Consider the following 12494-nt stretch of genomic DNA (forward strand, 5'->3'; position numbering starts at 1 on the left):
GGGCATGGATATGTCAGAGGTTTTGGTCATCACGGGTCTGGTTGCGATTGCATCAACCGTTGCGGCGGTCGTGGCGATTTTGGTGCTGACCCGATTGCAGCGCAGCTTGCGCAAGAAGGACGCCCGCGCGCTTCAGCCCATGATCGAGCAAACGGTTCTTCTGTTTGATGATGAAGAGCTGATCGACGCGACCGCGCCTGCGCGGACCCTGCTTGAAGCCTCGCCGCTTGCCTCTAGCGACTGGGGGCGTCTGGTTGCGTTTCTGATGCCGCGTTTCGAAACCGTGCGCGAAAGCCTTGCCGATCTGCGGACGGTGGGGCGGCTTGAACTCACCGGCTTTCCCGGACCCAATGGCGGGGCACCGCTGCGCTTGCTGGCCGAGGATGTGAATGGCCTGACCCGCGTGACCCTGATTGATCCCGAAGCCGAAGGGCAGGGGCTTTTGGTCGATGGTCTCTCCCAGCGCGCGCTCGAGGACGAGCTGGAGAACCTGCGCCATGCGCTGGATCTGTCGCCATCGCTGGTGTGGCAGGAGAGCGCGGCAGGCGAAACGATCTGGGCGAACCGCGCCTATCTGCTGCGGGCCGGCACCTTTGAAGAGGAAGAGGTCACGCTCAGTTGGCCCTTGCCGCAGATTTTCCAGTTCGAGCGCGAACAGACCGAATATGCGCCGCGTCGGCTGATGCTGCAGGACGAGGATGGCATTGATACGTGGTTCGATTGCTACAGCTACCGTCTGGGCGATAACTGGATGCATTTCGCGCAATCTGCCGACGCGACGGTCTATGCGGAAAAGGCTCTGCGTGATTTCGTGCAGACCCTGACCAAAACCTTTGCCGACCTGCCGATCGGTCTGGCGATCTTCAATCGCCAACGCCAGTTGCAGCTATTCAACCCTGCGCTGAGCGATCTGACGGCGCTTGGTGTGGATTTCCTGTCCAAACGTCCCACACTTTACGCGTTTCTGGATCGTCTGCGCGAGACCCGTATGATGGCGGAGCCAAAGGATTACCGCAGCTGGCGCGAGCAGATGACCACGCTCGAAAAGCAGGCGGCAGCGGGCTATCATTCGGAGACGTGGAACCTGCCCAATGGCCAGACCTACCGTGTCACCGGCCGTCCGCATCCTGACGGGGCCATCGCTTTCCTGTTCGAGGATATCACCTCGGAGATGACCCTGACCCGCAAATTCCGTTCCGAGCGGGATCTGGACCGCTCTGTGCTGGACAATATCTCCGAGGCTGTCGCCGTTTTCCTGCCCTCGGGCGAGCTGACCAGCGCCAATGCCGCCTATCGGGCGCTCTGGCCGGTGCAATCCGCTGGCATGTCGCTGCATGACTCTCTGCGGTCTTGGGCCGAAGCCTGTGTTCCGACCGAGATCTGGAGCCGCGCCCGCTTGCGTCTGGGGGCAATGGCCGAGCGCGAACCTCTGGCAGGCGAGGTGACCCTGCGCGACGGGCGCGTGGTGGGGTGTAGGTTCGTGCCGCTGGCCGGAGGGGCGCTGATGGCCAGCTTTGCAGAAAAAGAGGCGCTGTCGACATTGGAACCTTTGCGCAAGATTGCCGCGCAATGATCCTTTGCACGGGCAGGCAGGCAGGGTAGAACGGGCGCCATGAGCGCAGATATCCTGACCCTTCCTCTTGTCGACCCCGATGCCACTGCCCGGCTTGGCCGGACCATCGCCCCCTTTCTCAAGGCGGGCGATGTGCTGTTGCTGGACGGGCAGATCGGTGCCGGCAAAACCCATTTTTCGCGGGCCCTGATCCAGCATCGTCTCGAGATGCTTGGGCTATATGAGGATGTGCCATCCCCGACCTTTACGCTTGTGCAGGTCTATGAGGCGGATCCGGAAATCTGGCATAGCGATCTTTATCGCCTGTTCCACCCTGATGATGTGCTGGAACTCGGGCTGGACGAGGCCTTTCAGGAGGCGATCTGTCTGGTGGAATGGCCTGACCGTCTGGGGGATCTGGCTCCGGCTTCGGCCCTGACGCTGGCGTTTTCCCTGACTGAAGAGGGCGCGTCGCGTCAGGTGGTGTTTTCGGGCGATGCCGCGTGGGCCGCACGTCTGCCCGAGATGTTGGGGGCATTCTGATGGATAGGGTCGACGCCTTTTTGGAACGGGCTGGCTGGGCGGAGGGCAAGCGCCTGCCTCTGGCGGGGGATGCCTCCGCGCGCCGCTATGAACGTATCACAGGAACGCCGCCTGCGGTGTTGATGCTTACCTGCCCGGGAGAGGAGCTTGACCGTTTTCTCCACATGACCAACTGGTTGGCGAGCCAAGGGTTTTCTGTTCCGCAAATCTACGCGCAGGATCTTTCGCAGGGGCTTTTGCTGCTGGAAGATCTGGGGGATGACCTGATCGCCCGGCTTGTGGCGCAAGATCCCGCGCGTGAGGCCGAGCTGTACGGTCTGATTACCGAGGTGCTGGTCGGCCTGCGCGATTGTGCCCCGCCGGAGGGGTTGGCAGAGCTGGATGCCAAAGGATTGGCCGATCTGACCGCGCTGACCGAAGAATGGTATCCCTGTGCCGCTCGGCCCGAGCTGTCCACCGCCGTCCGGCGGGCTTTCGCGCGGGTGGATGACGGCCAACGTGTTGTGTCCCTGCGCGATTTCCATGCCGAAAATGCGCTGCTTCTGGCGGAGCGTGAAGGGGTCGCGCGGCTGGGATTGCTGGATTATCAGGATGCGGTTCTGGCCCATCCGGCCTATGATCTGGTCTCGGCTTTACAGGATGCGCGGCGGGAGGTCTCGCGAGAGACAGAAACGGCGCAGATTGCATTTTACTGCCGGAAGACAGCACAAAATGCGGACGTATTTTCTGCCATCTATGCCTGTCTGGGCGCGCAGCGCGCTTTGCGTATTCTGGGCATTTTTGTCCGGCTTTGTCTTGGGGCCGGAAAGCCGCGCTATCTGGAATTCATGCCGCGCGTCTGGGCGCATCTGCAGCACAATCTGACCCATCCGGCCCTGTCTGAACTGCGCGACGAGGTCCTGCGGACCATGCCCGCCCCTGACGCCCCCCTGATTGAGGAGATACGCCTCCAATGTGCGACACGCCCGATAGCCTGATGCTGTTTGCTGCCGGTTTCGGCACTCGGATGGGTGCGCTGACAGCGGATCGCCCCAAGCCTCTGGTCGAGGTGGCAGGCCGCCCCTTGCTGGATCATGCTCTGGAACTGGTTGAAGAGGCAGGGATTTCGAAGGTCGTCGCCAATATCCATTACCGAGGCGATCAGATCGTCCAGCATCTGGCGGGGCGCTCGGTCGAGATTTCGGATGAAACGGATGAGATCTTGGAAACCGGCGGCGGGCTGCGCAAGGCGCTGCCGCTTCTGGGGCAGGGGCCGGTCTTTACGTTGAATACGGATGCGATCTGGACGGGGCCGAATCCTTTGGCCGCGCTGCGGGCGGCTTGGGATCCGGCGAAGATGTCGGCGCTGTTGATGCTGGTTCCGCCTGAACGCGCGACGGGCCATAAAGGCGCGGGAGATTTCACTCTGTCAGAGGGGCGCCTGTCGCGTGGCCCGGGATTTGTCTATACAGGTGCACAGCTTATCGATCCTGCTGAACTTTCAGATATTTCCGAAGGGGCGTTTTCGTTGAACCTCTTATGGGACCGTCTTCTAACTAAGGGCAGGGTTTACGGGGTCATCCACGACGGCGGCTGGTGTGATGTCGGGCGTCCCGAAAGCATTCCGCTGGCCGAGGCGCTTCTGGAACGCCGCGATGATTGAGCGGGGCATTTACGCTCTGCCCTGCGGGGTGGATTTCCCGCGCGAGCTGGTTGCGGGGCTGATTGCGCGGATGCAGGACCAGCCCCCCGAGGCGATGGCGCGGGTGCGGCTTTACCTGAACTCGGGGCGGATGCTGCGGCGCGTGCGCGAGGAATTCGACCTGCATGGCGCGCGGTTTCTGCCGCAACTGAAGCTGGTGACCGACCTCGGGCGGGCGCCGGTGCGGGGGCTTCCGCCTGCCGAACCTGCTTTGCGGCGGCGGCTGGAGCTGGCGCAGCTGGTGGCGGGGCTGGTCGACCGGCTTCCGGGGTTCGAGGCGGGGCATGGGATCTTCGGGCTGGCTGATAGTCTTGCGACTTTGATGGCCGAGATGCAAAGCGAAGGCGTCACCCCCGATGACCTCGAGGGGCTGGAAATTGCCGATACCCATGCGCAGCATTGGCGCTTAAGCCTTGATTTCATTCGGATTGTTGCGCGCTACTTCGAGGCTGATGCCACCCCCGATGCCGAGGCCCGCCAGCGTCGTGTGGTCGAACAGATCATCGCGGATTGGGCCGAGGCAGGGCCGACCGACCCGATTATTGTGGCGGGGTCGACGGGGTCACGCGGGGCGACGGGGCTGTTCATGCAGGCGGTGGCGCGGCTGCCGCAGGGGGCGCTTGTGCTGCCGGGGTTCGATTTCTCCATGCCGCCGCATGCGTGGAACAGTCTGAAATCCGGTACATTTCCGATCGAGGATCACCCGCAATACCGCTATCGCGCGATGTTGGATGCGCTAGAGGCCACGCCCGCCGATGTGGCCCGCTGGCACCACCGCCCTGAACCCTCGCCCGAGCGTAACGCGCTGATTTCGTTGGCTCTTCGGCCTGCGCCTGTGACCGACCAATGGATGCAGGAGGGCGCGCATCTGCCGGATCTGGTTGCGGCCTGCGAAGACCTGACCCTGATCGAGGCCCGAGATCCCCGCGCCGAGGCCAATGCTATCGCGCTGATCCTGCGGGAGGCGGCGGAAAACGGCACCTCGACCGCGCTGATCACGCCGGATCGTATGCTGACACGGCGGGTGGCGGTGGCGCTGGACCGCTGGGGGATCATCCCTGACGATTCGGCGGGGCAACCGCTGCAACAGACGGCTCCGGGGCGGCTCTTGCGCCATCTGGCGGCGATGCGCGGCGAGGCTCTGACGCTGGATGGGCTGCTGATTTTGCTGAAGCACCCGCTGACCGCCACGGGCTCGACCATGCGCGGCACCCATCTGCGCTATACCCGCGAGCTGGAACTGGATCTGCGGAACAAGGGCCCTGCTTTCCCCGATCATGCGGCTTTGGTGGCTTGGGCGAAACGCTATGATGACAAGCCCGATTATCTGGACAAGCTGACCTGGGCCAATTGGCTGGGCGCGTTTTTCCCTTTGCTGGAAGCGCCTTACGAGATGCCCTTGGGCGAATGTGTGACCCATCATCTGGCGCTTGCGGCGCATCTGGCGACGGGGCCGGATGGCACGGTCGAGGCCAGCGAGCTTTGGTTGCAGGATGGCGGGCGCGAGGCCTTCCGCGTCTTTTCCGAACTGGCCCGCGAGGCGGTGCATGGCGGCGCCTATACCCGCGCCTCCTATGCCGATCTGGTCAACCATTTGCTGCAAGGCTCGATGACGCGGGCGGGGCTGGCGGCCCATCGTGACATCACGATTTTTGGCGCGCTCGAGGCGCGGGTGCAGGGGGCCGAGCTGGTGATTCTGGCAGGGCTGAACGAAGGCTCATGGCCCGAGGCGCCCGATCCCGACCCGTGGTTGTCGCGGCAGATGCGGCTTCAGGCGGGGCTTTTGCTGCCCGAGCGTCAGACGGGGCTTTCGGCGCATGATTTCCAGCAGGCGGTGGGCGCGCCGCGGGTTGTCCTGACCCGTGCGCGGCGCGATGCCGAGGCCGAGACCGTGCCCTCGCGCTGGGTGAACCGGATGGTAAACCTGATGTCCGGCCTGCCCGATAAACGCGGCCCCGAGGCGCTGGCTAAGATGCGCGAGCGCGGTGCGAAATGGCTGGGGCTGGCCTCGAGCCTTGACCGCCCGCAGGGCGAGACCAAGCCCGCGCGTCGCCCTTCGCCGCGTCCTCCGGTCGAGGCGCGCCCGAAGGATCTGTCGGTCACGCAGGTCAAAACGCTGATCCGTGATCCTTACGCGATTTACGCCCGCAAGGTGCTAAAACTCTATCCTCTCAACCCTTTGCGGCCCGAACCGGACCCGCTTTTGCGCGGCAATGTGCTGCATGAGATCGTCGAGCGTTTCGTGCGCCAGCGCCCCGACGGTGAAGACCCCGCCTTGGGCGAGGCGCGGCTGATCGCGATTGCCGGGGATGTTCTGCGCGAGGAGGTGCCATGGCCCTCGGTGCAGCGGCTCTGGCTGGCGCGGATCACCAAGATCGCGCGGCGCTTTGCCGTGGACGAAGCCGCGCGGGCCAAACTGGGCACGCCCGCGATTATCGAAGAAAAGACCGGGCTGCCCTTGCCAAATCTGGACTTCAAGCTGACCGCCAAACCTGACCGGATCGATATTCTGGAAAACGGGCTGAGCCGGATTTATGATTATAAATCAGGCTCTCCGCCCTCGGCAGGCGAGATGATCCACTTTGACAAGCAGATGCTTTTAGAGGCCGCGATGGTCACCCGTGGCGCCTTCAAGCAGATCGGCCCGCGTGAGGTCGAGGGCATGACCTATATCCGTCTGGGCGGCGAGGGCGAGACCGCCCATCACACCACGACCGTCGAATTCAAGCCCCGCGGCGGCGAGACCCAGACCGAGACGGCGGAAGAGGCTTGGGCCAAATTCTGCAAGCTGGTGGCGACCTATATGAAGCCCGCCCAAGGCTTTACCGCCCGTCGCGCGATGCATGGGGCGCAGGACCGCAGCGATTATGATCAGCTGTCGCGCTACGGCGAATGGGAGCTGAGCGAGACACCCGATGGGGAGGATCTGACATGAACGCCCCCAATGATGCGACGATCCGCCAGATCCGCGCGGCTTCTCCGACGGCTTCGACATGGCTTTCGGCCAATGCGGGCTCTGGTAAGACGCGGGTTCTGACCGACCGCGTGGCGCGGCTGTTGCTGAACGGGACCGAGCCGCAGAAGGTGCTGTGCCTGACCTACACCAAGGCCGCCGCGACCGAGATGCAGAACCGTCTTCTGAAACGTCTGGGCGAATGGGCGATGCTGTCGGATGCGGCTCTGCGTCAGCAATTGCTTGATCTGGGTGAGGAAATCACCATCGACGCCGACCGTCTGGCCGAGGCGCGCAGGCTCTTTGCCAAGGCGATCGAGACGCCGGGCGGGTTGAAGATCCAGACAATCCACTCCTTCTGTGCGGCGCTTCTGCGGCGGTTTCCGCTGGAGGCTGGCGTGCCGCATGGGTTTTCCGAAATGGATGACCGCTCGGGCGATCTGCTGCGTCAGGCGATTTTGGAGGATATCGCCACGGGCGAGGACTGCCCCGTGCTGGACGGCTTGGTTCGGTATTATTCAACCGATGATCTGGGCGGACTGCTGGCCAATATCGCGGGTAATAAAGACGGTTTTGCACAGGATCTGACCCGCGATCAGGTCTTGGCGCTTTACGGTCTGCCTGCCGGATTTGACGGGCAGGCGCTGGTGGATGAGGTCTTTGACACGCATGACCTGAAGATCCTGCGCGATATGGTGGCGGTTATGGGCAAAGGGTCCTCGACCGATGCCAAGAACGCGCTGAAGCTGGGGCTGATCTCGGGGGCGGACCTCAGTGCGCTGGCCATTCTGGAGGATGTCTGCCTGACGGGTGCATCGGCCAAGGTGCCCTTTAGTGCCAAGATCGGGTCGCTGCCCACCAAATCCACGCAGAAGGCCGCAGGCGCGCTGATGGATCCGTTCAACGAGCTGATGGAGCGGGTTGAACAGGCCCGCCCGATGCGGCTTGGGTTGCAGGCTGCTGATCGTACCGAGGCTTTGCAGAATTTCGCGCGGGTCTTCCTGCCGAAGCTTGAGGCCGCGAAGGCGGCACGCGGCTGGCTGGATTTCGACGATCTGATCGAACGGGCGGGGCGGCTATTGTCGGATAGCACCATGGCGCAATGGGTGCTGTTCCGGCTGGATGGCGGGATCGACCATATTCTGGTGGATGAGGCGCAGGATACCTCGCCCAGCCAGTGGCGCGTGATCGAACGTCTGGCCGATGAATTTACCGCAGGCGAGGGTGCACGCGACGAGCCCCGCACGATCTTCGTGGTGGGAGACCGCAAACAGTCGATCTATTCCTTCCAAGGTGCCGATCTGCGGGCTTTTGAAGCGATGCAGCGGCATTTCGCGCAGAAATTCGCAGCCGTCGGGCGGCCCCTGCAGGAGGCGCAGCTTTTGCATAGTTTCCGCTCGTCTCGGGCGGTGTTGGGGCTGACCGATATGACCTTCTCGGGCGAGGCCAATGAGGGCTTGGGCGGTGCGCCTGAACATATTGCCTTCTTTGACAAAATGCCCGGTCGGGTGGATCTTTGGCCGCTGGTCGAAAAGGCCGAGACCGAGCAGGAAGAAGCATGGGACAACCCCGTTGATCTTCTCACTGATACCGACCCGACCGTGGTTCTGGCCCGTACTGTCGCCGCCGAGATCCGCGCGATGATCGACCAAGGCGTGCGTCTGCCCGATGGCGCGGACAGCCGTCCGCTGCATGAGGGTGATATCCTCATTCTGGTGCAGCGGCGCGGGGCGTTGTTTTCCGAGATCATCCGCTCGTGCAAGGCCGCCGGATTGGCGATTGCGGGCGCGGACCGGCTGAAGCTGGGGGCCGAACTGGCGGTGAAGGACATCCGCTCGACCTTGGCGTTTCTGGCGACGGCGGAAGATGATCTGGCCTTGGCCGAGGCGCTGAAATCGCCGCTTTTCGGTTGGTCCGAGCAGGATCTTTACACGCTGGCCCAACCACGGAAGGGATATCTGTGGGAAGCCCTGCGTAAATCCGAAAGCCACCCCGAAACGCTTAAAATCCTGCAGGATCTGCGCGATCAGGCCGATTTCCTGCGTCCGCATGATCTGATCGAACGGCTTCTGACCCGCCATGGCGGGCGCGAGAAGCTGATCGCGCGGCTCGGGGTCGAGGCCGAGGATGGCATCGACGAGCTGATCTCGCAGGCGCTGGCCTTTGAACGCGCCGAGGTGCCCAGCCTGACGGGGTTCCTTGTGTGGCTGGATGCCGATGATGTCGAGGTGAAGCGCCAGCTTGAGGGCGCGGGGCGGTCCATTCGGGTGATGACGGTGCATGGGTCCAAGGGGCTTGAGGCGCCGGTGGTCATTCTGCCCGATACTGGCAAGCCGCATATCAAGGCGCGTCCGTTGAATATCTACCGGCTTGAGGATGGCACGGCGGCTTGGGCCGCGCCCTCGGCCGACCGCCCGCCGGAAGAGGCGGATGCGCAGGCGGCCAATGTCGCGCGCCAGACCGAAGAGAGGATGCGGCTGCTATATGTGGCGATGACGCGGGCCGAGAAATGGCTGATTGTGGGCGCTCAGGGGAAGGTCGGAGAGGGCGATGACAGCTGGTATTCGATGATTTCCAACGGTCTTTTGCAGGCAGGTGACCGGCCTGCCACGGGGCTGTCGCCCGATTTGCAATCCTTGGGCGAGATCCGCCGTGTGCAGCATGGCGACTGGCCGGAAAACGGGTTCAAGGCGGGCAGGGTGGTCGATACCTATCCCGCTTTGCCCGATTGGGCGCAGGTGCCTGCCTTGCGCCCCGAGCGGCCCAAACGCGTGCTGACGCCCTCGGATCTGGGTGGGGCGAAGGCTCTGGCGGGGGATTTGCCCGGTGTCTTCGATGAAGAGGCCGCCAAGCGGCGCGGGCGGCAGATCCACCTTTTGCTGGAACATCTGCCCAACTGGCCCGAGGACGACTGGGAGGATTGGGCGCGCGATCTGCTGTTGACCGGCGAGGATGCCGCCTTCGAGCATGAGCTTCCTGCGCTTCTGTCCGAGGCGCGGGCGGTGCTGCGCGCCCCCGAGATGCAGCCCTTCCTGGCGCCCGAGGCTTTGGCCGAGGTGGAACTGACCGCGCGGATGAATGGCGAGCTGATGCATGGGATCATCGACCGGCTGCTGGTCGGGCCGGACCGTGTGCGGGTGCTGGATTACAAATCCAACCAGATCGTGCCCGAGGATGTGGCGCAGGTACCGCTGGGTCTGGTGCGCCAGCTGGCCGCCTACCGCGAGATGCTGCGCCAGATCTACCCTGACCGCGCGATCGACTGCGGGCTGTTATGGACGGCAAAGGCACGGATCGATTGGCTGACTGACGCACAGATGGATGCGGCTTTGTGCAGTGACCCTGCATCTTGACGGGGCGGGGTCGCATACATAGGTTCTCATCAACTTAGTATTCAGGAGAAATCCCATGGCAACTGTCGCTGTTACCGACGCAACCTTCGATGCCGAAGTCCGCCAATCCGACGTTCCCGTCGTTGTTGATTTCTGGGCCGAATGGTGTGGCCCCTGCCGTCAGATCGGCCCCGCTCTGGAAGAGATCGCGGGCGAGATGGCCGGTAAGGTCAAGATCGTAAAGGTCAATGTCGACGAAAACCCCGAAAGCCCCGCATCGCTTGGCGTGCGCGGTATTCCGGCGCTGTTCCTGTTCAAGGATGGCGAGGTCGTTTCGAATAAAATCGGTGCGGCTCCGAAAGCGGCCCTGCAGAACTGGATCAACAGCGCGATCTGATCGCGGCTGAGGGAGACGGCCCCTAGGGTTTGAAACGGGGCCGTCAGGCTTGAAAAGGCGTCTTTCGGGGCGCCTTTTTGCTATGGTGGGTGGCTCAGCCCGTAGAATGGCCGGAAATTGCATAGATTTCGGGGCTGAAGGTCAGGTTGGTGGTGGTCATTGTGGTGACATCCGGACGGGCGCGGAAGCCCAGAGCCGCGAGAAACCCGACGAAGCTTCCTTCGGTCTGGCGGGTGTCAAGCCGGAGGAACTGCCCCGCCAGCCCCGCCATAAGCGAGGTGGTCAGGCTGAGGGCGTCGGTCTCGTTGGCGGCAATGACCGGCCCGATCACATGCCCCCGACCGAAACGGCGGCGCATCGCAAACCCTGTGACATGGCCGCATGTCTCGATCACATAGGTTTCGGACTGTTCCAGAAGGGTGGCAACCAGTCGGGATCTGTCGGCACAATAGCCGCTTTGATCAAGCTGATGGAGGCGCGGGCGGTCTTGCGGGCGGAAGGGCCGGACATTGCGCGCAAGGGAAAATCCGCAAGGCAGAAAGCCCTCATATCTGAAAACAGGTGCCGCAGAACGCACCCCGAGATCGCGATAAAAAGACACGTCTTGCTGACAGGCATTCAGGAAAGCGGCCCCCGTGCTCTGCTCCAGTGCCTCGGTCGCAAGGGTCCGGAACAGCGCTGTGCGGGCGAGTTTGGGATGGGCGATCACCATACCGATGGCGCTGAGATCCCTGTGATAGGAAAAGGTCATGGCCGAGCCATGCACCCGACCTGCCTCGTCCACCGCCACGATGCCGGTGCCGCTATCCAGATTGGCCGCCCAATCCGCATGTCGATGGGGCCATCCAAGCGCAACGGACAGGCCATGCAGCGCCCCGAGATGCTCTTGCTGCATCGGCATAAGGGTCAGGCTGAAAGGGTCGATCTCGATCTGGCGAACGGGAGAGAAGACCATCGGCGAAGCCCCTTTGCGGCCATTGTGCCACGCGGCTGTGGCGGTGATCGGGCAATGTTTCCAGTTTTGCGCTTTCGGGGCAAGAGGACGCGTGTCAGGCCGTGGCAATGGAGGGTACGGGCCAGCCCTTTTCCCGTAGATGGGTCAGCAGACGGGTTTCAAACTCCGGTCGTCCGGCATTCAGCGCCTGATCGCGCAGGAACCATGTAAGATATTTGGCGAAATTCTGCCGTTTTTGCAGCATTTCCAACGCGGCATCCAAGCCCATATGCGGCACCGACCCCGCGATATGGTGAAAGTCGATCTGCGCAAAAAGCAATGCCGGTTTACGCAGGATATAGCCGTCGAAGGCGACAGAGGAATTCTGTGTGATCACATAGGAGCAACGGCGCAGGAGTTCGGGCGTGCCCCCCTCCTGCACACGGAAATGCGGGTAGCGATTGGCCAGCGCCACCAGTGTCTGCCGCTCCAGCGGGGTGTAGTCCTCGTTCGGATGCAGCGTTGCGATCACCGGCTGTGTGACGCGCACCATCACCGTCTCGATCATCTCCAGCGGGCTCATCGACTGGAAACTGCGATGTTCGCTCAACCGTCCTTGCAGCGGCATCAGGGCGAACCCTTCGTCGGTGACGCGGGCATTGCCCAGAACACGTTCGCGCAGCGCCCGATAGAAATGCTTGGCTTCGGGGCCGTCGATCTGGCGCAGGGGAAATCTGGCATGGGCCACCGGCCATTCCCAGCGCGCGGCCTGCGCCTCGACATGCCAATAGGCGCCGGTATAGCTGCGGCGGCAGGTCAGCGCCCTGTCATGGGTCGGCTCTTCCATATGATAAAGCGCATAGCCCGGCTTTTCGGGGGCTTCGAAGCGGGCATTCAGCGTGCTTTCCTCCGCCGAGACCGTCCACCCCACTGATTCCATCGCGCCGGTGACACGCTGGAAAAAATTGTGCTGCCCCGCTTTCAGGCGGGCAAGGGCAGGAGGATCAAGGTAAAGTGTAAGATGCGGCTGACTCATTTCGGCAGCTTTCCACCGCTTATCCGTTTCGGCAAGAGCGAAGGCAGGGTTGCAAGCGGAATCCTG

Annotated in this window: 9 protein-coding genes; 7 read left to right on the plus strand and 2 right to left on the minus strand. The window is 63.0% G+C overall.

Annotated features, from left to right (window positions below):
* Positions 1 to 10: 10 nt before the first annotated feature.
* The 7 genes from WDB88_RS03905 to trxA are packed head-to-tail and all read left to right on the plus strand — an operon-like array spanning position 11 to position 10458.
* Entirely contained in the window at positions 11 to 1573 is a 1563-nt protein-coding gene (locus WDB88_RS03905; RefSeq protein WP_339108891.1) for a PAS-domain containing protein, read from the plus strand.
* Between the two features lie 39 nt (positions 1574 to 1612).
* A complete protein-coding gene (tsaE, locus tag WDB88_RS03910) occupies positions 1613 to 2095 on the plus strand; it encodes a tRNA (adenosine(37)-N6)-threonylcarbamoyltransferase complex ATPase subunit type 1 TsaE (protein WP_339108892.1) in 483 nt (160 codons plus the stop codon).
* Positions 2095 to 3072: a phosphotransferase gene (locus WDB88_RS03915; RefSeq protein ID WP_339108893.1), complete on the plus strand. Its 978-nt coding sequence runs from the start codon at positions 2095 to 2097 to the stop codon at positions 3070 to 3072. The genes tsaE and WDB88_RS03915 overlap by 1 nt, the downstream gene beginning before the upstream one ends.
* Positions 3048 to 3737 (plus strand): nucleotidyltransferase family protein, encoded by a 690-nt coding sequence (locus tag WDB88_RS03920; protein ID WP_339108894.1) that lies wholly within the window; start codon positions 3048 to 3050, stop codon positions 3735 to 3737. The genes WDB88_RS03915 and WDB88_RS03920 overlap by 25 nt, the downstream gene beginning before the upstream one ends.
* Positions 3730 to 6711, plus strand: coding sequence for a double-strand break repair protein AddB (addB, locus tag WDB88_RS03925; protein ID WP_339108895.1), 2982 nt, complete (start codon positions 3730 to 3732; stop codon positions 6709 to 6711). Before WDB88_RS03920 ends, addB begins: the two co-directional genes overlap by 8 nt.
* Entirely contained in the window at positions 6708 to 10082 is a 3375-nt protein-coding gene (gene addA / locus WDB88_RS03930) for a double-strand break repair helicase AddA (protein WP_339108896.1), read from the plus strand. Before addB ends, addA begins: the two co-directional genes overlap by 4 nt.
* A gap of 55 nt (positions 10083 to 10137) precedes the next feature.
* The gene (trxA, locus tag WDB88_RS03935; protein WP_339108897.1) at positions 10138 to 10458 is read left to right on the plus strand and encodes a thioredoxin; all 321 of its coding nucleotides are present in this window, start codon (positions 10138 to 10140) and stop codon (positions 10456 to 10458) included.
* A 94-nt stretch (positions 10459 to 10552) separates the two neighbouring features.
* Here trxA and WDB88_RS03940 read toward each other — a convergent pair whose 3' ends face one another.
* Positions 10553 to 11413 carry a hypothetical protein gene (locus WDB88_RS03940; RefSeq protein WP_339108898.1) on the minus strand — a complete coding sequence of 287 codons (861 nt, stop codon included), beginning with the start codon at positions 11411 to 11413 and terminating at the stop codon, positions 10553 to 10555.
* 94 nt (positions 11414 to 11507) lie between these two features.
* Positions 11508 to 12428, minus strand: coding sequence for a hypothetical protein (locus WDB88_RS03945; RefSeq protein WP_339108899.1), 921 nt, complete (start codon positions 12426 to 12428; stop codon positions 11508 to 11510).
* Positions 12429 to 12494: the final 66 nt, after the last annotated feature.

Origin of the sequence: Thioclava sp. GXIMD4216 (genome assembly GCF_037949285.1) — a bacterium.
Lineage (GTDB): Bacteria > Pseudomonadota > Alphaproteobacteria > Rhodobacterales > Rhodobacteraceae > Thioclava > Thioclava litoralis.

Bases quoted from the DNA above. Each gene is read 5' to 3' on its own strand.
- WDB88_RS03905 (WP_339108891.1), top strand. From the start codon at position 11: ATGTCAGAGGTTTTGGTCATCACGGGTCTGGTTGCGATTGCATCAACC.
- tsaE (WP_339108892.1), top strand. From the start codon at position 1,613: ATGAGCGCAGATATCCTGACCCTTCCTCTTGTCGACCCCGATGCCACT.
- WDB88_RS03915 (WP_339108893.1), top strand. From the start codon at position 2,095: ATGGATAGGGTCGACGCCTTTTTGGAACGGGCTGGCTGGGCGGAGGGC.
- WDB88_RS03920 (WP_339108894.1), top strand. From the start codon at position 3,048: ATGTGCGACACGCCCGATAGCCTGATGCTGTTTGCTGCCGGTTTCGGC.
- addB (WP_339108895.1), top strand. From the start codon at position 3,730: ATGATTGAGCGGGGCATTTACGCTCTGCCCTGCGGGGTGGATTTCCCG.
- addA (WP_339108896.1), top strand. From the start codon at position 6,708: ATGAACGCCCCCAATGATGCGACGATCCGCCAGATCCGCGCGGCTTCT.
- trxA (WP_339108897.1), top strand. From the start codon at position 10,138: ATGGCAACTGTCGCTGTTACCGACGCAACCTTCGATGCCGAAGTCCGC.
- WDB88_RS03940 (WP_339108898.1), bottom strand. From the start codon at position 11,413: ATGGTCTTCTCTCCCGTTCGCCAGATCGAGATCGACCCTTTCAGCCTG.
- WDB88_RS03945 (WP_339108899.1), bottom strand. From the start codon at position 12,428: ATGAGTCAGCCGCATCTTACACTTTACCTTGATCCTCCTGCCCTTGCC.